We start from the raw sequence: 20,957 nt of genomic DNA, 5'->3' as shown, positions 1-20,957 counted from the left end.
CAGCGCTGCTGCCAGCGACCGTGTTCTTGTGAACGAATTACGGCCCGCGGGTATACCGGTCGATGACCATCGCGCCGATGATGATCAGTCCAGTCGCCAGGAGCTGGTAGAAGGCCTGCACGCCCAGCAGGGTCAGGACGTTCTGCAGCATGCTCAGCAGCAGGGCGCCGAGCAGCGCCCCGACCACGTTCCCCTTGCCGCCGGCCAGGCTTGTGCCCCCCACCACGGAGGCGGCGATGGCGCTGAGTTCCCAGCCACTGCCGAGGATCGGCTCCGCGGCCCCCAGCTGCGCGATCAGCACCAGGGCAGCGAACGCGGCCAGCACGCCCGAGATGACGTAGGTGAGGGTGATGAAGCGGCCCACGTTGATGCCGCTGAGGCGCACGGCCTCCGCGTTACCGCCGATCGCGAGGATGTACTGCCCGGTCTTGGTGTAGCGCAGGATCAGCGTGAACGCGCCGACCAGCAGCAGTGCCGCGATCAGCGGAATCGGGAGGCCGAACACGTCCCCGCCCAGGGCATTCTTGAAGCCGTCGGGCAGCGACAGGATCGGCTGCCCGTTGGTGTACGACAGCGCCAGCCCCCGGTAGAAGGTCATGGTGCCGAGCGTGACGATGAACGGTGCGAGTTGCACCCTCGTGATCAGCAGGCCGTTCACGAGGCCAGCCAGGGCACCCACGCCCAGAGCGACCACCACCGCCAGCAGGGGCGGCAGCCCACGCTGCATGAGGTCGGCACCGATCACGGCGGACAGCGCGGCGGTCGAACCGACACTGAGGTCGATCCCACCGGTCATGATCACGTAGGTCAGACCGATGGCGACGATGGTGTTGATCGCCGCACTCAGTCCGATCCCCGTGATGGCGTTGTCGACGGAGAAGAACGAGGGAACGGTCAGGCTGAACACGACCGCGCCGAGCAGCAGGATCGCCAGGATGCCCGCCTCGCGCAGGCGTTCGATGACCGCCGCGCGGCTGGCGGCGTTAGGCGTGGACTGGATTTTCTGCATACGCATTCGCTCCGGTGGCCAGCGCCAGGATGCGCTCCTCGCTGGCGTCTTGGCGTGAGAGTTCACCAGCGACCCTGCCCTCCCGCATCACCAGGACGCGGTCGCTGAGCCGGAGGACTTCCGGGAGTTCCGAGGAGACCATCAGAATCGCGACGCCCCGCGCGGCGAGATCGTCGATCAGGGTGTAGATGTCGGCCTTGCTGGCCACGTCGATGCCGCGCGTCGGTTCGTCGATCAGCAGCAGGCCGCAGCCGGCCGCGAGCCAGCGGGCCAGGATCACCTTCTGCTGGTTGCCGCCCGACAGCCGGCGGATCACCTGCTGCGGGTTGTTCGGCCGGATGCCGAGTTGCGCCATCTGTGGCTCGACCTCGCGGCGCATCTCGCCCTGCTTCACGCCTACCCGGCCCTTGGCCCAGCTGGTGAGCATCATGTTTACGCTGACCTTCGCGTCGGGCACGATGCCCTGCTGGCGGCGGTCTTCGGGAATGAAGCCGGTGCCGCGGCGCATCATGCTGGCCGGCGTGGGATGACCCACCGGCTCGCCATCGAATTCGACCTGTCCGGCGTTCGCCGCGTCTGCGCCGTAGACCGCGCGGAGCACCTCGGTTCGCCCGGAGCCGATCAGGCCCGCCAGGGTCACAACCTCGCCGGAGCGGACGCTGAAGGACACATCCTCGAAGGCGCCCGCACGGCCCAGCTGGGTCACCTTCAGGCGGACAGCACCGGGAGCACGCTCGGGTGGGGCATGCTGCGCCGCGAGTTCCCGGCCGACCATCATGGTCACGAGCTGCTCGCGGGTAACGCTGCGCTGCTCGACTGTGCCCACATACTGACCGTCGCGGAGCACCGTCACGCGGTCGGCGAGTTCTTCGATCTCGTCAAAATGATGGCTGACGTAGATGATGCCCACGCCGCTGGCCGTCAGTTCCCGCACCACGGTGTACAGCTGCTCGATCTCCTGGGTGGTCAGACTGGACGTCGGCTCGTCCATGATGATGATGCGGGCCTGCCGGGCGAGCGCGCGGGCGATCTCGACCATCTGCTGCTGGGCAATGGTGAGGCGCTTGACGGGCGTGCCCGGCGCGACCTTCAGGCCCACCCGGTCGAGATACGGCTGCACCCGGGCGTTCATCTGCGGGTAGTTCAGGCGTTCCCGGCCCTCATTGCCGAGCAGCACATTCTGCGCGACCGTCAGTTCTGGAATCAGCGCGAGTTCCTGGTGGATCATCGCGATGCCCCGGTTCTGTGCGTCACGCGGACTGTGCAGGATCACGCTCTCGCCGCTCACCGTCAGGGTGCCGCTGTCCGGCTGGTGCATTCCGAAGAGGGTCTTGAGCAGGGTGCTCTTGCCGGCCCCGTTCTCACCGAGCAGGGCGTGCACCTCACCCTCCTGCAGCGAAAAGTCGACGTCGCGCAGCACCTGGACGCCACTGAACGACTTGTTGATGTGCTGGGCGTTGAGCAGCTCTGCCACGACACCCTCCTTTGCTGGGGAATGATCAGCGGAGGCCCGGCCACAGCTGCACGGGGCCTCCGACGCGATCCGGGCTTATTTCTTGAACTGCTCGTACTTGGCCATGTTGTCTTTCATGACCAGGGCCTGTGGCGTGGCGACCACGCGCGGCAGCGTCTGGCCCCCGAGCAGCCGCACGGCGACCTCGACCGCCACCTCGCCCGTCAGAATCGGGAAGGAATCCACGGTACCCGTCAGTTCGCCCTTCTTGATGCTGTCGTAGGCGGCGTTGATGCCGTCCGTCCCGAAGACCAGCGTCTTGCCCAGGCGGCCGGACGCCTTGACGGCCTCGACCACGCCCAGCGCCATGGTGTCGTTGTTGCAGTAGAAGGCGACCAGGTTCGGGTAGCGGCGCAGCAGGTCGCGGGCCGTGGTGAAGGCCTTCTGGCGATCCCAGTCGGCGGGAACGCTCGCCACGATCTTGAGGGCCGCGTTCTTCGCCAGGGTCGTCTTGAAGCCCAGGGTGCGCTGCCGCGCGGCGTATACGCCGGCCTGGCCCTCGATCACGGCGAATTCTCCGCCTTTCGGAAAGGTCTTCAGCAGGTAGTTCGCGACGCTCACGCCGTTGTCGTATTGGCTGTTGCCCACGAAGTGCTGTGCTGAGGGCGCGACGGCGTCGTTGACGTTCACGACCAGGCTGGTCTTGCCCGCCTTCTGGATGCCGGGCAGCAGGTTCACGTCGCTCTGCGGGGAGATCAGCAGCGCCTTGTAGTCCTTGCCGAGCATGGTGTTCATCATGCTGAGCTGCCCAATCTGGTCACTCTCGTTGCTGGGCGCCTGGGCGTCCACCTTCACGCCGTACTTCTCGCCGCCCTTCAGGTATCCGCTGCGCAGCAGCTGCCAGTACTCGTTGGAGAGGGCCTTCATCACGCCGCCAAACTGGGTGCCGGCGGGCAGCTTGGGCACAGGCCCGAACTTCGCCTCCAGCTGAGAGGACTCGATGCGGCTCTTCTCGGTGTCGGGCGAGAAGGCCTGCGCGGTGGCGACGCTGGCGACGGCGAGCAGGGCGGACAGAATGGTCGTTTTCATGATGGGCCTCCTGAGGCGGGCGAAGGGGTGAGGGGACAGGGGTCGGCACGCGCCGTGGATCACGGAGCAGAGGGATGCTTGTGCAGGAGCTGGACGAAGTTGGCGGCGGAAGCCACCGCGCGCCGAAGCGCGTCCGGCAGGGACGCTCCCAGCGCCAGGTGGCCGGCCAGAACACCGACGAAATGATCACCGGCTCCGTGGGTCGAGCGGGCCTGGACGGCCGGGGCGAACAGGTCTGTGGTGAGCAGACCATCCGAGTAGTGCAGAACGCCGCTTCCACCGAGGGTGACCACGACGCTGGAATGACCGAAAGGAAGGTGCGTGGCCCTGACCAGTGGATCGGTGCCGATCCACGCCAGCGCCTCCACGGCGTTCACGACCACGTGATCCGCCAGGGCCAGCGTCGCGTGGTAGGCGGGATCCGCGTGCCAGGGGGCGGCATTGAGCAGGGTCGGGATGCCCGCCTGCCTCGCGCTTTCCAGCAGGCGGTGAAGGGTCGGGGCGGCGGTTTCCCACTGGCAGACCAGCAGTTGTGGCGGTGACGCCCTGAACGTGGAAGCCACCCCGTCGACCTGCAGGTCGATGTTCGCTCCCGGCAGCACCACGCCGACGTTCTCGCCGGCGGCGTCGAGCAGGGCCACGCTCGACCCCGTGGCGAGCGTCGCGCTGACCTGCAGCGCAGGCAGCACGCCCAGGCCGGTCAGGGTTGCCGTGGCCCGGCGCCCATCCGCATCGTCGCCGACACAGGCTGCCAGCGTGGTACGGGCATAGGGTGCGGCCGCGACCGCCTGGTTGGTGGCCTTGCCTCCGAGTTGAGACCAGCTGCCCGTGGCGATGACCGTCTCGCCGGGCACCGGCAACTGCTCGACCTGCACCATGTGGTCGACGTGCAGACTGCCCACCACGAGCACGGCCGGCTCAGACATGCACGCGCTCGGGGAAGAGCAGCTTCTCGACGACGGAGGTGACGTTGAAGGCGTCGTGTCCCGCGCCGATGCGGGAATCGGCGGCAATGTCCTTGGCCAGGGTGAGTAGGCGCTGGGTGACGCGGATGTTCCACTCGCACTCGCGCACCGGATCCTCGCGGACCGGGAAGGTGTCGAAGTAGATGGTGCCCGGATAGCCGCCGCGTTCGACCAGCACGAGCAGTTCCAGGGTGGTGACGAGGCTGGCAGTACCGACCATCAGGCCGTCGTCCTGACGGCCGTACCCGTCGTTCAGGTGGACGCCGAACAGCTTCTGATGCCGGAGCGCCAGCGCGGCCGCCTTCGGGGCGTGTTCGTTGGCCATCTGGGCGTGGCAGTAGTCGAGCACGACGCCAAGGTTGTCGGCACCCACCTCCTGCACGACCAGGAGCGCCTCGCCCATGTTGCCGATCAGCGAGTATTTGCGCGGCTCCCAGGGCTTGTACTCCAGCCCCACGCGCATGGCTGGGTCATGCGCGGCCAGCTGCGCGAATCCCTCGACGGTATGCGCGAACATCCGCTCGTAACTGTCCTGAAAGGGGTAGTCGAACCCGTCGAAGCCTGGCCAGACGATGACGTGGTTGCCGCCTAGGGCGGCGCAGGCGTCCAGCGCCTGGCAGCTCAGGTCGATGGCCTGCTGGCGGACGGCCGCGTTCGGATGGGTGAAGCCGCCGTCTCCGAAGGTGTCGGCCGGATAGCGGATGTTGAGGCTGTCGACGCTGAGGCCCAGCGCCTCGATGGTGTCGCGGGTCGCGCGCAGGGTCGCTGACGTGAAGTGCTCGGGGAAGTTGAGGCTCAGGGAGTTCAGGCCCTGGATGTGGGCCGCCCGCCTAAGAAGGTCGTCCGTGCCGACCGATCCAGGTTCGAAGAACAGTTCCGGCCTCGACTTGAGTGAATTGAGACGCGTGGCAAACAGCATCCAGACCTCCTGAGTCAGACGCCTGCGCGTCTGTGCGTGTTTTAAATTTCGACTCTGCCAGTATGCGCAGATACAGCCTGTTCTGTCAAGCGTTTGTGATCATATGAGCGTAAACGATCAATCCCGGTCGTGGGTCGGGTCTCGGTACCGCTGGTGTCATCCCGAGCCTGTCCCGCTGGACGAGCCTGAAACACCAGGACGCCAGTTCGTGGTGCAAAGGGGTGCAAGACACTCCTGCCTGTGCCGCGACAGGTGGCCGCGCAGGTTCGGTCGCCTCGTTGTTGCGCAGGCTAGGGTCAGGTGCAGACTGGCCGGGAGCTCAGGTACTGGCCTCGTCGTGTGGCGGCACAGAACTGCAGGCGGCCTGAGATTCAGGCCGCCTGCAGTTCTGGATTGTTCCTGCTTTACAGATGCCAGCTGCTCGCCATGAGCTTGCTTCAGCCGGACTATTTCAACGTGGCTGGTCTGAGATCGTGCACCTGCTCGGTTGTCTTTTTGGCGGCGCGTTCTGCTTTCACTTCGTCGGCCGTGTAGGGCTTTTGCTTATCGGGCAACGCGTTCTTCCAGCTGGTCGAGACCTCGTTGAGCACCGCCGCGATCTCGGCGTCACTCAACTGTGCGAACCCCGGCATGACGCCGTTGTACGTCTTGCCATTGACCTTGATGGCGCCGTTCAAGCCGTTGAGGACCACGTTGATCGTGTACTTCCGTCCATCGGCTGCCAGAATCTCCGAGAAGTGTCCAGCGAGTGGTGGAAAGGCTCCGGGAACGCCCTTGCCTGTCGCCTGGTGGCAGGCTGCGCAATTGGCCGTGTAGAGGCTTTTGCCATTCGGGGCCGCCGCCGGAGCGGTTGGGGCCGCCGAGAGCGCGTGGGGAGCTGCCGTGAGGGCGAGACTGGCGATGAAGGTCGGGAGCAGATATTTCATGGCTTCTCCAGTGCGGAGGGCTAGGACGGGTCGGGTGCGCGACTGCTGACTATCGGCATTATGGAACAGAGCCAGGGCTTTCGAACTACAGATGCCTCGCTGAACACACTGTCTCCGTCCACCTCAAGTCGTGTGGCGCTGCTCGCGCGGCGGATCGACAGGGCGTGGACGTTGGCCCCTGACTTCCGGGAGGTTCGCAACGGTGGCAAGCCGGCCACCGGAGCTGGCAGCAGGGGAACCAACGCTCCGACTTCAGATCAATCGGATGCCACCGGCGGGGATCACATCAGAGAACCGGGCTTTTTGACATACCGGTTGACGATGGCGTCGGCCAGGCGGTAGGTGACCGCCCCGACCGTTCCAGTCGGGTTAAACCCGCTGTTGTGCGGGAACGAGCTGGCCCCCACCACGAACAGATTGGACACCTGATGGTGCTGCATGTAGGGATTGACGACACTGGTCGAGGGATCCAAGCCCATGATGGCCCCGCCCTGGTTGTGGGTGCTCTGGTAGGGCACGATGCTGTAATGCTCGGGAAGGGCGCGCCCGGTGACATTTTTGGCACCCATCTCGGTGAGGATCTTGGTGGTGATGCCCGTCAGGTAGGCGCTGCGTTTGCTCTCGTTCCCCCGATAGTCGAAGGTCATCCGCACGAGGGGAAGGCCGTAGGCGTCGCGGTAGGTCGGATCGAGGTCGAGATGGTTCTCGCGGAAGGGCAGCGAGGACACCTGCGCGCCGATGCCCACCGACGTGTTGTAGGCGGCGGCGGCGGCGTGTTTCCAGGCGCTGCCCCAGGCCGACCCACCAGGATTGCTCTGAATGGGTCGCGCTCCACTGGACGACGCCGAAATGGAGCCGCCGTGAAGGAAACCCAGTCCGGTATGGTCGAAGTGATCCCCGTTGAAGTCGTCGATCACCACGCTCTCTGCGCCTGCTCCGGCGAACACCTTGAGATCCTTGCCAGTGATGGTGCCGCCCGCTCCGGCACTCAGCTGATAGGTGTAATTCTTCCCGACGGTGCCTTTGTTGGTGGTGGGATTGTAGATCTCACCGATCCCGGACACCATCAACAGCTTGACGTTGCCGAACGTGAAGCTGGTCAGGAAGATCATTTCGGCGGGCTGCTCGATCTCCTCACCGGTGATCAGATCGATGTAGGTCACGCTGACCGCCCGCTTGCCACTGCTGTCCATATTGACCCGCACCACATTGGCATCGTGGCGGATCTCAAACTTATTGGTCGCCAGCGCGGTGGGCAAGACGGTGTTGTTGGGACTGGCCTTGGCGTTGTAATCGCAGCCGAAGCGCTCACAGAAGCCGCAGTACATGCACGCCCCGAGCGCCTGGCCATCGGGGTTGGTATACGCCTGGGTCATGTTGGCCGATGGGCCAGGAAACGGGTGGTACCCCAGACTCTGGGTGGCGGTCTGGAACAGGTCGCCAAGTTGCGAGCGCTTCATCGGCGGGTTGGGGTACGCGCGGGCCCGTGGCCCTTCGAAGGGATTGCCCCCGGGCTGTACCTTGCCCTGCAGGTTGCCCGCGGTGCCGCCGATCCCCGCGGTGTACTCGAAGCGGTCGAAGAAGGGCTCCAGCTCCTGGTAGGTCAGGCCCCAGTCCTGAATCTGCATCCCGTCGTCGATGGCACCCTTGCCATACCGACTGACGGTCTGGCTGTAGATTTCAAAATCGTAGGGCGTCCATCGCCAGGTCTGGCCGTTCCAGTGGGCGCCCGCGCCGCCCGTGCCGTCGCCGAGCAGGAACGAACCCAGCTGGCGCATGGGCAGCGCCGTCTGCTCCGCGCTGTTGCGGAAGGTCAGGGTATCCCGGCTGACATCCTGCGCCAGACCGAAGCGGATGCCGTATTTGAGCTCGTCGCGAATCCGCGGGAACGCGAAGGCCACATTCGAATCACGGTACTGGCCGCGCTCCAGGCCGACGACCGACAGCCCCGCCTTGGTCAACTCGGCAGCCAGAATCCCGCCGGTCCAGCCCACTCCGACCATCACCGCATCTACCGAAGGAAGCTTTTTTGCCATTTCAATTCTCCTTGAAGGGATGCAACCTCGGTATCAATGCGAGTGGGACAGATCATCGGTAAAGCTGGCGATGCTGGTGGGCGGCGCGGTGAACGGCGTGTTGTACTGGTCAATGACCTGACTGTAGGAGGGCTGGACGCCGGGGTAGCCGATGAGCTTCCAGCCGACCATCTGGGCGTTGCCGCCGTAGGTGGGATCGGCGAAGAAGCCTTCCTTGGTGTTCTGGAGCAGAAATGCGAAGAAGGTGCGGGCGGGCAGGCGGCCCAGGTCGATCTCGCCCTTTTCCAGTCCCGACAGCACCTTGTCCTGCTGGTCGGCGGTCAGATCGGCGAAGTCGGCCTTGTACTGCTTCTGGGTCGCGGCATTGACGAGTGGAATGCCTGTGCGGTAGATCTCGCTGGGTTTGAGTGGCAGCTGGTAGCCCTGCTGCGGCGTTCCCTGGAGCCAGGGCCCCTGCCAGTACCAGCGTCCCGCCTCTCCATACCAGCCCGCCAGCTGCCCATCGATGTAGTACGAGACGCCCGCCTCCAGCGCTCCTGGCCCAAGGTCATCCTTGGGAATGAGCCGCGCCACGGCCGCCTCGACGAACGCAATCTCGGCGGAGTTGAAAAAGACGTAGGTGTAGGCCGTGGCGCTGTCTGTGGCGGCGGGCATCGCCGGCATGGGAGGCGTGGCGGGCGGGGTCGTCTGCGCCTGGGCGACCGAAGCGGGTGTGCCCAGACCCACCGTGACCGCCACAAGACCGAGGCCCTTGAGAAAGTTCCGCCGTTCGTTCGTATCTGACATGAGGCCTCCTGCGAGGGACAACACTGAGGACAGACCAGAAGAGAACGCTGAATTGTGTATCGAGCTGGTCACCACAGCACAACCATGCCTGGGTCAGCCTCAATTCAGCGGAATTCCAAATGGTGTTATCGACCTGAAACGATGCAGCTCCACGAAAAACCTGGCCCGGCTTTGTTGGAATGCTTAAAATGTACGCAGACAGGGAAATTTCTTGAACCTTACGACTCTGATGAAAGCTTGTCAACGTCGCGTGATAGGTAGATACCTTTGTCTCCGACACTCTGGGGGACGTTCCACCCGATCAGGGACAGCGCTCAGGGACAGGGAGAAGCCAGGGCGGCTTTCCAGTCCAGCGAGGTCGGGGAGAATACGCTGGCACGGAGGCTTTCTCAGACAAGCAGAATTAGTCCTCAGGCCGCACGGTGAAGGTGGCCGCGATCATGGCGCGACTATCGCTGCCCGCTCACAGCAGAACATCGCCCGGCTCCAATCGGGGCTGGCCCTGATTGTCGTAGAAGGTCAAGTCCGTCGGGCCGAGCCGGAAGGTCACCCTGGATGCGGGCGACGCATCCAGGGTGATCGGATCGAAGCCCTTCAATTCGCGTATTGGGCGGGTTCGGCTGGCCTGAAGATCACAAAGGTACAGCCGAACCACCACCTCGCCGCGATTCGCTGCAGCGCGTTCTATTCGGCCGCGCGCACCCGTTCCGGACGGGCGTTGCCCGCTGTGGCGCTGGTGGCGACGATGGCGGTGCCCACCCGCACCTCGTCGTGGTCGGCCCGTCCCAGCCCGTGCGCCTGGTGGAGCTGCCCGACTTTCTCCGTGAGCGTCATCTGCGCCAGCAGGGCCTCGACCTGTGGCGTGGTGGGATCAGTCACGCGGTGCGGGGGGATTCTGGCGCACCGGCGAGGCCAGCAGGTGGGCCAGCGCGAGGGGAATCGCGGCGTCCCAGCCCTGCGGGTGGCACGCGGCAGGGTAGGGCACGGGGGGTGTACCAGGCTCGCGTCCAAAGCCGGCGAACAACTCGCTCAGGCGCGCGTCAGGAGCCGCTCGGGCCGCGTCGAAGAGCGCCCGGGCCACCTGTGTTGCCTCGGCGTGCAGGCCGTAGCGCTGCATGCCCAGGGCCGCGGCGGCCGTGTCGTGCGGCCACACCGAGCCGTTGTGGTAGGACACCGGGTTGTAGCGGATCTCGTGGGTGCCCAGGGTGCGGATCCCCCAGCCGCTCCACAGTTCGGGCCCGAGCGCCGTGCGGGCGACCGCCGCGGCGTACTCTGGCGGAATGATACCGGTCCACAGTGTGTGGGCCGGGTTGCTGACCAGCACCCGCAGGGGCTTCTTGTCACCGTTCAGGCCGTGCACGTAATAGCTGCGTTCGGGCCACCAGAACGCCGCATGGAACTGTGTGCGCAGCTGTGCCGCGCGCGCTTCCCACGCGGGCGCTTCGTGCGCCTCGCCCAGCGCGCGGTACAGCTCGGCGGCCGCGAGGTAGGCGGCGTAGGCGTAGCCCTGCACCTCCGCCACGGCGACGTGCCCGCTGACGTCCACGCTGTCCTCGGTGAACGTCGAGTCGCCCGAGTCTTTCCATACGGCGTTGGTGATGCCACCGGGATCCGGGGTGTACTCGATGAAGCCGTCACCATCCGGGTCGCCGTCGGTCGCGCACCACCGCAGCGCGGCTTCCCAGTGCGGGCGCAGTTCATGAACGAGTGCCGGGTGCGTCCGGCTCAACTCACCCACCAGCCACACGAACAGTGGCGTGGCGTCGGCCGTGGCGTAGTACGGACGGTGAGGGGTTCGTCCGGTGCGGGTCAGTTCGCCGACCCGCAGCTCGTGCGGGATCTTCCCTGGCTGTTCCAGGGTCACGGGGTCGTAGCGCTGGCCCTGATGGGCAGCGAGGTAGCGCGCAACCGTGACGGCCAGGTCTGGCAGGTGCTCCCGCACCATCAGGGCGATGATCATCGAGTCGCGGCCAAAGGGCGCCACGAACCAGGGCAGGCCCGCGGCGGGAAACGGCCCGGCCTCGGTGTGGAACGACAGGCTGCGCAGATCCGAGACGCTCTGCTCCAGCACGCGCTGGTCGAGTGGATCGGGGAGCTGCTGCGCGCCGCGCACGCGGGCCACCAGCGCGTCGTACTCGGCCGCCAGGGCCGTGGGATCGCCGTCTACGGGCTCCTCGTCGCCCTCGAGCAGGGAGACCGCCACATCGATGACCGTGACGTCCCCGTTGAGTGTCCATTCCAGGTGGGTGCCAGTCCAGGTGGGCGCGGGTGTGGCGCGCAGCACTGCCCGGCTCCGCAGGCCGTCGAGGGCAGTGTAGGCGAAGGTCACACCGCGCTCAGTGGGCTGCACGTCCACGTTCCTCTCACCCAGGCCACTGGGCCACCCGCGCACCTCGAACATGTCCAGGAAATCGGCGGCGACCTCCAGAGCCAGTCGATGCACGTCCTCACTGCCATAGCGGGTGACCGTGAGGTGGTCGTGCAGGCCGCCGGCGTGCACCTGCAGGTCGCGGCGGAGGCCGAGCTTCATGGTGTAGCCCACGTCCCGGTTCGCGGCCTGCTCGTGCAGCCAGAAGGGGTAGGGCGCGTGCAGCAGCAGGGCCTGGGGAGCATCGCCGTCGAGCGTCCACGCGTAGCGGGACAGAAAGCGGGTATCGCGCCGGTACACGCCGGCCTCTGCGCTGCCGATGCGGTACTCGGCATCGGCGACCAGGTAGATGTCATTCTCCTTAAGAACGGTTCGGGTGCTGAGCATGGCTGATCCTTGGTTTGACGCCCGCGCCAGGGGGCGGGCAGGAGCGGATATGGGCCGGCGTGGATTCCGGATCATGGGGATGGAGCCGACGGGCCGTACAGCGACCGCAGGGCCACCTGTATTGCTGTGGTTCTCGCAGGGCCAGCGCCTCAGCCCTTCACGGCGCTGTCGGCTCCGGTATCCACAAAGTAGCGCTGGAACACCACGAAGACGATGATGACCGGGATGGCGCTGAGCACCGCGCCGGCCAGGATCAGGCCGTAGTCGCCCTGTCCACCATACGCGGAGCGGAAGTTCGACAGCCCCACCGTCAGCGTGAAGTCGGTGTTCTGCCGCAGCAGCACCACCGGCCAGAAGAAGTCGTTCCATGCCCCTTGGAACTGCGTGATGGCGAGCGCAATCAGGGCCGGGCCAGCCTGCGGCAGCATGACCCGCCAGAAGGTCGTGAACGGGCCGGCACCATCGATGCTGGCGGATTCCTCCAGCTCACGCGGCATGCCCTCGAAGAACTGTTTCATCAGGAACACGCCGCCGGCCGCGACCAGGCCCTGGAGCCACAGGCCCCAGATGTTCAGCAGGTGCAGGTCGCGCAGCAGCACGTAGTTGCTGACAAGGTTGACCTGACCGGGCACCATTTGCACGAACAGCACACCCACCACGAAGATCACGTTCTTGCCGGGAAAGTCGAGCCGCGCCAGGGCATAGCCCGCCAGCGAGCAGAACAGAATGGCGGCCAGCACGCGCAGGGCCGCGTACAGGAAGGAGTTGCCCACCCAGCGCAGGAACAGGCTCTGCCCCGTCTGTGGGTTGGTCGTCTCGTCGAAGGCCCGGCGGTAGTTGTTGAAGGTGTAGCCCAGCACGCCGGGCGTGATGTTGCGGTAGGCGAACGAGCGGTCGAAGTTCTGCTGGTCGCTGGGCGGCAGCGTGCTGGCGGTGATGCGCTGGCCGCGCTGCACGTCCACCTGCAGCGGCGTGCGCTGGAAGACCGGCCCGAGCAGCAGGTATTTGCCGCCGGATTTCACCAGTTCCACCGGCTGGGTTTCCGAGAGGTCGTACTGGTGAGACTGTGCCTGTGGCGTGTCGAGCGTCACATCCACGCTCTGCCCGCCGGGCAGCAGGGCCGTGAGGTGGTCGCTGACTGGGCCGAGTTTGGCTTGCACGACCTCGCCCGTCTGTGTGGTCAGGGGCGGATACGTGACAGTGGTGCGGTAGGTGTGGACGGTGCCGCTCACGCCGGTCTGCTCGGTCTTGACCTGCGCGTAGTCGCGGGCCTGGGCCTGCTTGGCCAGCGCGACCAGGCTGGTCGGCTGGTAGGTGAACAGCGCGACCGACGGCGGGGCCTGGGGCGCGCCCTGCGGCGAATCCACGCTGACGTCGAAGGTCACGCTGCGGCCCGGACGCAGACCGCCGTTCCAGCCGTCGCCGGCACCCTGCACGCCCTGTGTCCACGCGCGGGAAATGGAAGCGGGGCTGAACTGCGGGATGATCAGGCGGGGCGGGTACTCGTTCGGGTTGTCCTTCACGCTGCTGAGCACGCCCATCAGGAAGGGCCCCAGGAAGAAGAAGCTCATCACGATCATGAAGGTGTACAGCCAGCCCGCCCGCGCCCAGCGGCGGCGGGCCAGCCAGCGTTCCTGATCCTGCGGCGAGGTGAAGCGCGCGCCGCTGCGGGGCAGGGCCGGGGCGCTCACACGGCCTCCGGCGCGACGAAGAAGCGGCGTTGCAGGTAGACCATCAGCAGGATGATCAGCGCCAGGAGGATGGCGGCGGCCGAGGCCATGTTCACGGGAGCCGCGCCGGACTTGAAGGTGTTGGTATACACGTAGTACGCCATGGTGATCAGGGTCTCCTGGGGAGCGGCCGAGCCGATCACGGCCACCTGGTCGAACATCTGCATGGTGCCAATCAACGAGACCGTCAGGACGTAGAAGGTCACTGGGCGCAGCATCGGCACGGTCACGCCGAGCAGCTTCTGAACCGGCGTGGCCCCGTCGATGTCGGCGGCCTCATACAGCGTCCCCGGAATGTTCTGGAGGCCTGCCAGGAAGAACAGCATCAGGGTGGGAATGGTCGTGAAGGTGTTCATCACGATCACCACCAGCAGCGGCATGCTCAGGAGCCGCACGTTGCCGATATGCACCCAGGTGTCCGAGAAGTACTGGAAGTCGAAGGGCTGCACGGCGCGGGGGTGGAGCACGCCGAGGACGGCCAGGCCAGCTGTGACGGCCAGCGCGACCAGCGCGCTCGCGGCGGCCAGGGCCGGATCGAACCAGCCCGCCGGCAGCCTTCGGGCCCGTTCGAACATGACCTGCACGACCTGCGCGGCGATCAGCACACCCAGGAAGGTCAGGATCAGGGGCTGATAGGCCTGCCACTGCGTGATCAAGTAGTTCGCTACGCCCCGGCGCTGGAACAGCCACAGGAAGATCAGGGTGATGACCACGGAACTGGTGATGCTCGGCATGTACCACGCCGAACGGAAGAATGCCTGGCCCTTGATCTTGTTGTTCAGCGCGACTGCCATGAGCAGCGAGCCCACGGTTTGCAGGATCGTCACGGTGATCGCGAAGACCAGGGTATTGGCCAGGGCGCGGCGGAACAGCGAGTCGCCCAGCACGTCGAAATAGGGCTTGAAGCCGATCAGGTGCGGAGTGTTGAACAGGTTGTAGTCGGTGAACGAGTAATACACGGCCCGCGCGAAGGCATAGAAGAAGAACACCACGATGGTGATCAGGAACGGGGCCAGGAACAGATACGCCGTGGCCGATTGACCTTTTCTGTGCATGGCAGCCTCCCGCCGGTGGGCGTCAGGGTGAAGGGCGCCGGGGATGGAGGGGCAGTACTCTGACCCCTCCATCCCCGAGCCCGGTGACTCAGCGGCTTTGCAGGGTGTTCATGTCCGCCTGTGCCTTCTTCAGGGCGTCAGCGGCGCTCATCTGTCCGCTCAGCACGGCCGCCAGGGCGGTGTTGATCGGCTTGGCCCAGTCGGGGCCCTTGGGGCCGAAGGCGTAGCCGTACACGGTGCCGTCGGACGCCCCCTGGAACACGGCGGCCGAGTTCTGCGCGCCGGCGTCGGTCTTCTTGAAGAACGCGTTGTTGCTCAGGGCCGAGCGGCTGGGAATGGCGAGGCCCTGTTCGAGCACGTACTGCTGCACCTGCGGACTGGTGAGCAGGTTCAGCACCTTCAGGGCCGCGTTCTTGTTCTTGGTGTTCGCGTTGATGGCCCAGCCGACGGTGTACAGGAAGTTGCCGCGCTTGCCGGTCTTGTCGTTCTTCGGCATCAGGGCGGTGCCATACTTCAGGTTCGGGGCGTTGTCCTTGAGGAAGCCGACGATCCAGTTGCCCTCGATGGCCACGGCCACCTTGCCCGTCTTCAGGCACCCGCCGGACCAGTCCTGCGAGATCTCGCTGGGCTGGATGCCGACCTTGTCCTTGGCCAGGCCCGTGAAGAAGTTAAAGGCACTCTGGAAGTTCGGGTCGAGCAGGTTCGTCTTGCCCTTGGCGTCGAAGGCCTTCCAGCCAGCCGAGAAGGCCAACTGGCCCATGCGGGCGTAGTCGGGCGCCAGGCAGATGCCGTAGTAATCATTGCCGAGCGCCTTTTTCACGCCCGCCAGTTTGGTCTGCAGGCTGGTCCAGGTGTCGTTGTTGTCGGGGTAGGCGACCTTGGCCTCATCGAAGAGGTCTTTGTTGTACACCAGGGTCAGGGTGTTGAAATCCTTGGAGATGGCGTACAGGCGGCCGTTGCGGGTGAAGGTCGTGTTCAGCGTCTTGATGAAGGGGCTGGTATTCACCAGACCGTTGAGCGGCAGGATCTTGCCGGTGGCCACATAGGTATCGAGGGTTTCGGCAGGCAGGTAGAACACGTCACCGGCGGTTCCCGACGCGAGCTGGGTGGTCAGCTGCTGGTTGTAGTCGCCCTGGAGCGGCTCGTAGGTCACCGTGATCTTGTCCTTGGCGAGGGCGGGTTTCACGAAGCGGTTGATCAGGTCTCCCACGATGGCCGGATCCTGGCCGGCGTAGCCGTTGATCTTGATGGTGGTCTGCGCCAGGGCAGACTGGCCGAGAAGCGTGAGGGCGAGCACGGACAGACAGGTGGTGCGTTTCATAGAACCTCCGAATACGGGGTGAAAGGGCCTGAATTGGACGGAACAACGCCGATATGGCGCTATGGTGGCCGCGCCACCGTCTGACCCGGCTGCAGGCGCACGGGCACGTACTCGCCGCGGGGTGGCTCACCGGCCAGCGCCTCCTGTACGAGGCCCAGCGCCACCTCCGCGATGCGGTCGATGTCCTGGGAGACGGTGGTGAGGGGAACAGGCAGCGGCAGCTCGGGCAGGCCGTCAAAGCCCACCACCGACACCTGGCCCGGCACGTCCAGCCCGAGGTCTTCGAGCGCCGCGACCACACCGACTGCCTGCTCGTCGGTCTCGGCGAAGCAGCCGGTGAAGCGCAGCCCCTGTTCCCACGCGCGGCGTACCGTCCGGTACCCGTCAAGGGCGGTGTACCCGCCGGGCAGGGTCGCCACGGCCGCGTTCACCGCGCGGGCGGCCTGCAAGAAGCCCTCCTCGCGGTCGCGGGCCACCTGGCTCTCGCCCGCCCCCACGAACAGGAGCTGGCGGTGTCCGGCCTCCGTGAGCTGGCGGGTGGCGAGGGCGGCGCCGGCGCGGTCATCCGGCGCGACCCAGCTGTGCCGCTCATGGTGCCCGATCATGACCAGGGGCACCCCCCGTTCCTCCAGCAGCGTCAGGCGCGCGTCGCCGTCCTTGATGTGCATCAGTACCACAGCGGACGGGAGCCGGCCCAGCGGCAGGTCGCCGTGCAGGTCGATGAGCTGCACCCCGGCGGGCGAAGTACGCGCCTCCAGTGAGCGGCGAAAAAGCACCTGGTAGGGACTCAGCAGCGGATCTCCCGCCATGGTCGACAGGCCGACCGTGTGCCCCGTCCTCCAGGACAGCTGGCGGGCAGCTGGATCCGGCGCATAGTCCATGGCGCGCATGACCTGCTCCACCTGCTGGCGGGTGCGTACGGCCACGGTGTTGTGTCCATTGATCACCCGGCTGACCGTGCCCGTGCTGACGCCCGCCAGCCGCGCAATGTCATGAATGGTGGGACGGGACATACGCGACCTCCGGGCAGACACGCAGTTTGTAACCGTTTACAAAACATGCGGGCGTAGGGTTCTGACCTGGGCCAGAATGTGAGCGGTTACAAACCTGAGGTCTGAAGAATCGCACCCTGGCTTCTGAGTGTCAAGAACGCGAAGTTGGGCTGTTGTTCATTGAACGTGAAGGGTGCGCAGGCATGAAGCTGGGCGAAGTATGGGCCACAAGGCTGCTGAGAGGGGCGGGAAGACAGGCTGAACCGTCGTGAGCATGGCCTCCCGTGGCGCCCTGAAGGGCTGTGGAATGGCTTGGCCACTCTCCCGCTTTTCGGCAGGCAATACCGGCATTTCCACCATCGCCACATCGCGCCGCAGCTTGTCGAAACTGCTGAACCCCAAGGGCAGATGGTCATTACAGTCTGATGGGCAGGGACACCGGCACGGCGTTCCTCTGAACCTTCGTCGCTTTGCGGCGCGCAGCCAGACTCGACTGGGCCGCCTCCAGGCCCTCGCCTGCCATGTGTTGGGCTGACTGATCCGGGTCAGGCCATTTCAGCGCGGCGGGCGGCAAGCAGGCGCACCGCCAGCAGCACCGCGAACGAGAGCAGCACCATCACGGCCGACAGCACCAGCGCCGGGGCCAGATCGGACTCCAGCGCGCCGTAGATGGCCAGGGTGATCGTCCGGGTGTTGCCCTGGAGCGAACCGGCGAACAGGATGGTGGCTCCGAACTCGCCCAGCGCCCGCGCCCAGGTCAGCACCAGACCCTCGAGCAGGAACGGGAAGGCCAGCGGCCACGTGATGAAGCGGAACACGGCCCAGGCGTCGGCACCATCGGTGCGGGCCGCCGCCTCCACCTCACGGTCGACCGAGCCGAAGCCTGCCTTCGCAGTGCGCAGGTAGAACGGAGCTGACGTGAACAGTTGTGCCATCACCACGGCGGCCGGCGAGAACGCGATGCTGATCCCGGCCAGTTCGAGGGGCGGGCCGAGCAGTCCGCTGCGCCCGAAGGTCAACAGCAACCCCACGCCCGCCACGACCGGGGGCAGGACGATCGGCAGGTCGAGCAGCGTGTCCAGCACCGTGCGGCCGGGAAAGCGGGAACGGGCCAGCAGATAGGCCACCGGCGTGACCAGCGTGAGGGTTAGCAGCAGCGTGATTCCAGTGGTGAGCAGGCTCACCCGCAGGGCGTCGGTGACGGCCGGGCTGCCCAGCGTGGGCAAGAAGTCCGCCGTGAGCCCACGCGTGAGGAGCACCAGGGTCGGCAGCAGCAGAAAAGCGGCCATCAGCAGGCTGAGCAGCAGTGGCAGCGGTGCCATCTGCTGCTGGCGAGCGCGCCTCAAGAGCGGTGGTCCGCCGGAAGCCGCCGGATCACCCTCACTGGCCGCTGGGTGCTAGGAGCACCTGCAGGCTAATCAGGTTGCTCACGCAACGGCCTCCTTTGAGATCGCCCGTATAGGTCAAGCTCTGGCCGGCTGCCGTGTAGGTCGTGACCGGTTCCGGGGCCGGCGGTGTCTGGGCCAGCGTCGCGCCACTGACCAGGGCCACCAGTGCCGGGGCGGTCAGGAAGTGGCGCAAGTCACTCCACCCCGATCATCACGTCGCTGGACTTGACGATCGCGGAGGCAGGCTGGCCGACCGCGAGGCCCAGCCGCTCGGCAGAGTGGCGGGTGATGGTCGAGGTCAGCTCCACGCCGCCCGGAAGTTCCAGGACAATCTCGGCATTGACGTTCCCGAGGGTGATGGATTTGACAGTGCCGGATAGGGTGTTGCGGGCGCTGATCTGCATGGTGGAACTCCTTGGAAGGCGTATGGCTCAGGTGGAGCAGATCACTGCGGGCTGAGGAAGCCCCACTTCTTGAGAATCTTCTGGCCGGCGGCGGACTGCACGAAGGTCACGAACGCTTGGGCCGCCACGGGGCTGGCAGAGCCCTTGAGCACCCCGATGGGATACGAGGCACTCTGGTTGAAGCGGCTGGGCAGGGCGATCACGCGCACGAGCGGCTTCAGGATGGGTGTCACGTCTGTGGTGTACACGACGGCCGCGTCGGCCTCGCCGAGCTGCACCTTGAGGGCCACCTGACGCACGTTGGTTTCCTCGCTCACCACGTTCTTCAGGGTGCGGGCCGAGAAGTCCTTGCCGTAGGTGCCCGACTTGTCGATGGCCGCCAGCATGCGCCGGGTGTAATCGCCTACCGGCACGGTCTTGTCGGCGATGACCAGTTTCAGGCCCGGTTTGCTCAGGTCGTTCAGGGTCTGGAGGGCGAGGTTGTTCCTCGGCGCGATCAGGGTGAGCTTGTTCCGCACGAAGGGCTGCCCGGCCGCGATCAGCCCCTTGGTGACCAGTGGGGTGAACTGGGCGTCATTGGCGCTGGCATAGATGTCGGCCTTCGCACCGTTCTCGAGCTGGGTGCGCAGCGCCTGAGAGCCGGCAAACTGGAAGGTGGTCGTGTTGCCGCTCTGGGCGTCGAAGGCCTTTCCGAGTTCGGTAAAGGCGTCGGTCAGCGACGCGGCGGCGAACACCGTGAGGTTGGCGGCGGCGGCGGCGCTGGCAGTCAGGAGGACGGCGGTGAGGGCAACGGTCTTGAGCATGGGGACTCCAGGGGGAGGAGGCGAGCGCAGTGGGGTTCGGCTTAGCTGGTCGTCTGCCAGTGTTCTCCGGCGTGGGATGGGTCGTAGCCGCCCAGGGACGCGATCTCGGCACGGAAGGTGGGGTGCTGCACGACGCTGAGCAGCGCAGCGATGGCAGGGTGGGTGAGATGTTCGTCCGGGACGGCCAGATCGAAGCGCTCGGTCTGCAGGGAAATGAAGTCCAGCCCCAGTGCCTGAGCCGCCGAGCGTGGGCCGGGGGCCACGTGGGCGTGGCCGGACGCCACCTGAGCGGCCGCGTCCAGGTGGCTCTGGGCTTCGTCGTGATACCCGGGCAGGCGGCGGCGCGCCATGGGCGGGAGCTCGAGTTCCGCCAGCCACGCGTCGAGCAGCACCCGGCTGCCCGAGCCGCGCTCCCGGTTCACCATCCGCAGTTCGGGTCGCTGCAGGTCCTTGATGCCGGTGATCCCGTGGGGATTGCCCCGGGCGACCAGCAGGCCCTGCTCCCATGACCACAACGTGTAGAGGTGAACCCGCCGGCCAGGGAGTTCCTGCTGGACGAACGGCAGGTTGGACACGCCAGACCGGGCGTCCCAGAGGTGGATGCCCGCCGCGTGTGCCTCGCCGCGGGCGAGCGCCTTGAGGGCCTGCAGGCTCGACGCTGACTGCCACAACAGCCGGGTGTCCGGATGCTGGCGGCCCACGTGGCTCGACGCGACCCCTAATGAAGGATCACACCCGATCAAGACGGCCGTTCTCCGGGCCAGCCCCTGCTCGGTGAACAGCTGGACGGACACGTGCCCGGCTGGCAGGCCCGGCGGCGTGGAGATCGTGCCGTCTGCCGGATGGCCCCAGCCGGCCTCACCGGACACCGGGAACGCCAGCAGGCGTTCGCCCACCCACGCGAGCTGCACCCGGCTGCCGTCCAGGGGCGGGGGCTTGAGGACCTGGGCGGTGACCTGATCCTCGACCAGCGTGAAGAGGTCTTCGACCCGGCACGACAGCGCCTGGGCAAGCCGCAGGGAGACGACCGTGTTCGGCGCGTAGACGCCCGTTTCGATGGAATGCAGCGCCTGACGCGTGATTCCGCACTGCGCCGCCAGCTCGCCGGATCGCAGGTGCAGCGCTTCGCGCCGGGCGCGAACCTGGCAATGCAGTGGCACGGCGCTCTGAACCGGGGAGGGCATGCCCGAGGGTAAATCAGGGGTTACGGGACGTCAAGGCAGCGCGACCACCCGATCCGTCGATTTCCGAAGTGAATCACCTCGCCTATGCGAAGTGGGTAGAGCAGCTCACGTGTTCGTGCCCACCGTCTGGAATGAGAACCAG

20 protein-coding genes are annotated in these 20,957 nt (G+C 66.2%); all 20 read right to left on the bottom strand.

The window, feature by feature from the left end:
• Nucleotides 1-37 precede the first annotated feature (37 nt).
• On the bottom strand, nucleotides 38-1,009 hold the full coding sequence (locus E7T09_RS16680) for an ABC transporter permease (RefSeq protein ID WP_136390320.1): 972 nt from the start codon (nucleotides 1,007-1,009) through the stop codon (nucleotides 38-40).
• The gene (locus tag E7T09_RS16675) at nucleotides 984-2,483 is read right to left on the bottom strand and encodes a sugar ABC transporter ATP-binding protein (protein WP_136390319.1); all 1,500 of its coding nucleotides are present in this window, start codon (nucleotides 2,481-2,483) and stop codon (nucleotides 984-986) included. Before E7T09_RS16675 ends, E7T09_RS16680 begins: the two co-directional genes overlap by 26 nt.
• A gap of 75 nt (nucleotides 2,484-2,558) precedes the next feature.
• The gene (locus E7T09_RS16670) at nucleotides 2,559-3,551 is read right to left on the bottom strand and encodes a substrate-binding domain-containing protein (protein ID WP_136390318.1); all 993 of its coding nucleotides are present in this window, start codon (nucleotides 3,549-3,551) and stop codon (nucleotides 2,559-2,561) included.
• A gap of 59 nt (nucleotides 3,552-3,610) precedes the next feature.
• On the bottom strand, nucleotides 3,611-4,477 hold the full coding sequence (locus tag E7T09_RS16665) for a PfkB family carbohydrate kinase (RefSeq protein WP_136390317.1): 867 nt from the start codon (nucleotides 4,475-4,477) through the stop codon (nucleotides 3,611-3,613).
• A complete protein-coding gene (locus tag E7T09_RS16660; protein ID WP_136390316.1) occupies nucleotides 4,470-5,435 on the bottom strand; it encodes a sugar phosphate isomerase/epimerase family protein in 966 nt (321 codons plus the stop codon). Before E7T09_RS16660 ends, E7T09_RS16665 begins: the two co-directional genes overlap by 8 nt.
• A gap of 446 nt (nucleotides 5,436-5,881) precedes the next feature.
• The gene (locus E7T09_RS16655; RefSeq protein WP_136390315.1) at nucleotides 5,882-6,361 is read right to left on the bottom strand and encodes a cytochrome c; all 480 of its coding nucleotides are present in this window, start codon (nucleotides 6,359-6,361) and stop codon (nucleotides 5,882-5,884) included.
• 281 nt (nucleotides 6,362-6,642) lie between these two features.
• Nucleotides 6,643-8,397: a GMC family oxidoreductase gene (locus E7T09_RS16650; protein WP_136390314.1), complete on the bottom strand. Its 1,755-nt coding sequence runs from the start codon at nucleotides 8,395-8,397 to the stop codon at nucleotides 6,643-6,645.
• 33 nt (nucleotides 8,398-8,430) lie between these two features.
• Nucleotides 8,431-9,183: a gluconate 2-dehydrogenase subunit 3 family protein gene (locus tag E7T09_RS16645; RefSeq protein ID WP_136390357.1), complete on the bottom strand. Its 753-nt coding sequence runs from the start codon at nucleotides 9,181-9,183 to the stop codon at nucleotides 8,431-8,433.
• Nucleotides 9,184-9,646: 463 nt separating this feature from the next.
• On the bottom strand, nucleotides 9,647-9,838 hold the full coding sequence (locus E7T09_RS16640; protein ID WP_168734899.1) for a fibronectin type III-like domain-contianing protein: 192 nt from the start codon (nucleotides 9,836-9,838) through the stop codon (nucleotides 9,647-9,649).
• Between the two features lie 29 nt (nucleotides 9,839-9,867).
• Nucleotides 9,868-10,062: a hypothetical protein gene (locus E7T09_RS16635; RefSeq protein ID WP_136390312.1), complete on the bottom strand. Its 195-nt coding sequence runs from the start codon at nucleotides 10,060-10,062 to the stop codon at nucleotides 9,868-9,870.
• Nucleotides 10,055-11,938 (bottom strand): glycogen debranching N-terminal domain-containing protein, encoded by a 1,884-nt coding sequence (locus E7T09_RS16630; protein WP_136390311.1) that lies wholly within the window; start codon nucleotides 11,936-11,938, stop codon nucleotides 10,055-10,057. Before E7T09_RS16630 ends, E7T09_RS16635 begins: the two co-directional genes overlap by 8 nt.
• 149 nt (nucleotides 11,939-12,087) lie before the next feature.
• Nucleotides 12,088-13,629, bottom strand: a complete 1,542-nt coding sequence (locus tag E7T09_RS16625) for a carbohydrate ABC transporter permease (protein ID WP_240741845.1) — start codon at nucleotides 13,627-13,629, stop codon at nucleotides 12,088-12,090.
• Nucleotides 13,626-14,723, bottom strand: coding sequence for a carbohydrate ABC transporter permease (locus tag E7T09_RS16620; RefSeq protein WP_136390310.1), 1,098 nt, complete (start codon nucleotides 14,721-14,723; stop codon nucleotides 13,626-13,628). Before E7T09_RS16620 ends, E7T09_RS16625 begins: the two co-directional genes overlap by 4 nt.
• Nucleotides 14,724-14,811: 88 nt before the next feature.
• The gene (locus E7T09_RS16615) at nucleotides 14,812-16,044 is read right to left on the bottom strand and encodes an extracellular solute-binding protein (RefSeq protein WP_136390309.1); all 1,233 of its coding nucleotides are present in this window, start codon (nucleotides 16,042-16,044) and stop codon (nucleotides 14,812-14,814) included.
• A gap of 59 nt (nucleotides 16,045-16,103) precedes the next feature.
• Complete coding sequence (locus E7T09_RS16610) at nucleotides 16,104-17,057, bottom strand: LacI family DNA-binding transcriptional regulator (protein ID WP_136390308.1); 954 nt, start codon at nucleotides 17,055-17,057, stop codon at nucleotides 16,104-16,106.
• Nucleotides 17,058-17,581: 524 nt separating this feature from the next.
• Entirely contained in the window at nucleotides 17,582-18,358 is a 777-nt protein-coding gene (locus tag E7T09_RS16605) for an ABC transporter permease (protein ID WP_136390307.1), read from the bottom strand.
• Nucleotides 18,359-18,416: 58 nt separating this feature from the next.
• Nucleotides 18,417-18,617 (bottom strand): hypothetical protein, encoded by a 201-nt coding sequence (locus E7T09_RS16600; protein ID WP_136390306.1) that lies wholly within the window; start codon nucleotides 18,615-18,617, stop codon nucleotides 18,417-18,419.
• 1 nt (nucleotide 18,618) lies between these two features.
• Nucleotides 18,619-18,828, bottom strand: coding sequence for a molybdopterin-binding protein (locus E7T09_RS16595; protein ID WP_136390305.1), 210 nt, complete (start codon nucleotides 18,826-18,828; stop codon nucleotides 18,619-18,621).
• Nucleotides 18,829-18,869: 41 nt separating this feature from the next.
• Entirely contained in the window at nucleotides 18,870-19,631 is a 762-nt protein-coding gene (modA, locus tag E7T09_RS16590) for a molybdate ABC transporter substrate-binding protein (protein ID WP_136390304.1), read from the bottom strand.
• A 41-nt stretch (nucleotides 19,632-19,672) separates the two neighbouring features.
• Nucleotides 19,673-20,815: a substrate-binding domain-containing protein gene (locus E7T09_RS16585; protein ID WP_136390303.1), complete on the bottom strand. Its 1,143-nt coding sequence runs from the start codon at nucleotides 20,813-20,815 to the stop codon at nucleotides 19,673-19,675.
• Nucleotides 20,816-20,957: the final 142 nt, after the last annotated feature.

Origin of the sequence: Deinococcus sp. KSM4-11, from assembly GCF_004801415.1 — a bacterium.
In the GTDB taxonomy this organism is placed as follows: domain Bacteria; phylum Deinococcota; class Deinococci; order Deinococcales; family Deinococcaceae; genus Deinococcus.
Note: the sequence above shows the minus strand (reverse complement) of the source record. Positions and strands in the feature narration are given on the sequence as shown.

Bases quoted from the DNA above. Each gene is read 5' to 3' on its own strand.
- E7T09_RS16680 (WP_136390320.1), bottom strand. From the start codon at position 1,009: ATGCAGAAAATCCAGTCCACGCCTAACGCCGCCAGCCGCGCGGCGGTC.
- E7T09_RS16670 (WP_136390318.1), bottom strand. From the start codon at position 3,551: ATGAAAACGACCATTCTGTCCGCCCTGCTCGCCGTCGCCAGCGTCGCC.
- E7T09_RS16665 (WP_136390317.1), bottom strand. From the start codon at position 4,477: ATGTCTGAGCCGGCCGTGCTCGTGGTGGGCAGTCTGCACGTCGACCAC.
- E7T09_RS16660 (WP_136390316.1), bottom strand. From the start codon at position 5,435: ATGCTGTTTGCCACGCGTCTCAATTCACTCAAGTCGAGGCCGGAACTG.
- E7T09_RS16655 (WP_136390315.1), bottom strand. From the start codon at position 6,361: ATGAAATATCTGCTCCCGACCTTCATCGCCAGTCTCGCCCTCACGGCA.
- E7T09_RS16650 (WP_136390314.1), bottom strand. From the start codon at position 8,397: ATGGCAAAAAAGCTTCCTTCGGTAGATGCGGTGATGGTCGGAGTGGGC.
- E7T09_RS16645 (WP_136390357.1), bottom strand. From the start codon at position 9,183: ATGTCAGATACGAACGAACGGCGGAACTTTCTCAAGGGCCTCGGTCTT.
- E7T09_RS16630 (WP_136390311.1), bottom strand. From the start codon at position 11,938: ATGCTCAGCACCCGAACCGTTCTTAAGGAGAATGACATCTACCTGGTC.
- E7T09_RS16620 (WP_136390310.1), bottom strand. From the start codon at position 14,723: ATGCACAGAAAAGGTCAATCGGCCACGGCGTATCTGTTCCTGGCCCCG.
- E7T09_RS16615 (WP_136390309.1), bottom strand. From the start codon at position 16,044: ATGAAACGCACCACCTGTCTGTCCGTGCTCGCCCTCACGCTTCTCGGC.
- E7T09_RS16610 (WP_136390308.1), bottom strand. From the start codon at position 17,057: ATGTCCCGTCCCACCATTCATGACATTGCGCGGCTGGCGGGCGTCAGC.
- E7T09_RS16605 (WP_136390307.1), bottom strand. From the start codon at position 18,358: ATGGCACCGCTGCCACTGCTGCTCAGCCTGCTGATGGCCGCTTTTCTG.
- E7T09_RS16595 (WP_136390305.1), bottom strand. From the start codon at position 18,828: ATGCAGATCAGCGCCCGCAACACCCTATCCGGCACTGTCAAATCCATC.
- modA (WP_136390304.1), bottom strand. From the start codon at position 19,631: ATGCTCAAGACCGTTGCCCTCACCGCCGTCCTCCTGACTGCCAGCGCC.
- E7T09_RS16585 (WP_136390303.1), bottom strand. From the start codon at position 20,815: ATGCCCTCCCCGGTTCAGAGCGCCGTGCCACTGCATTGCCAGGTTCGC.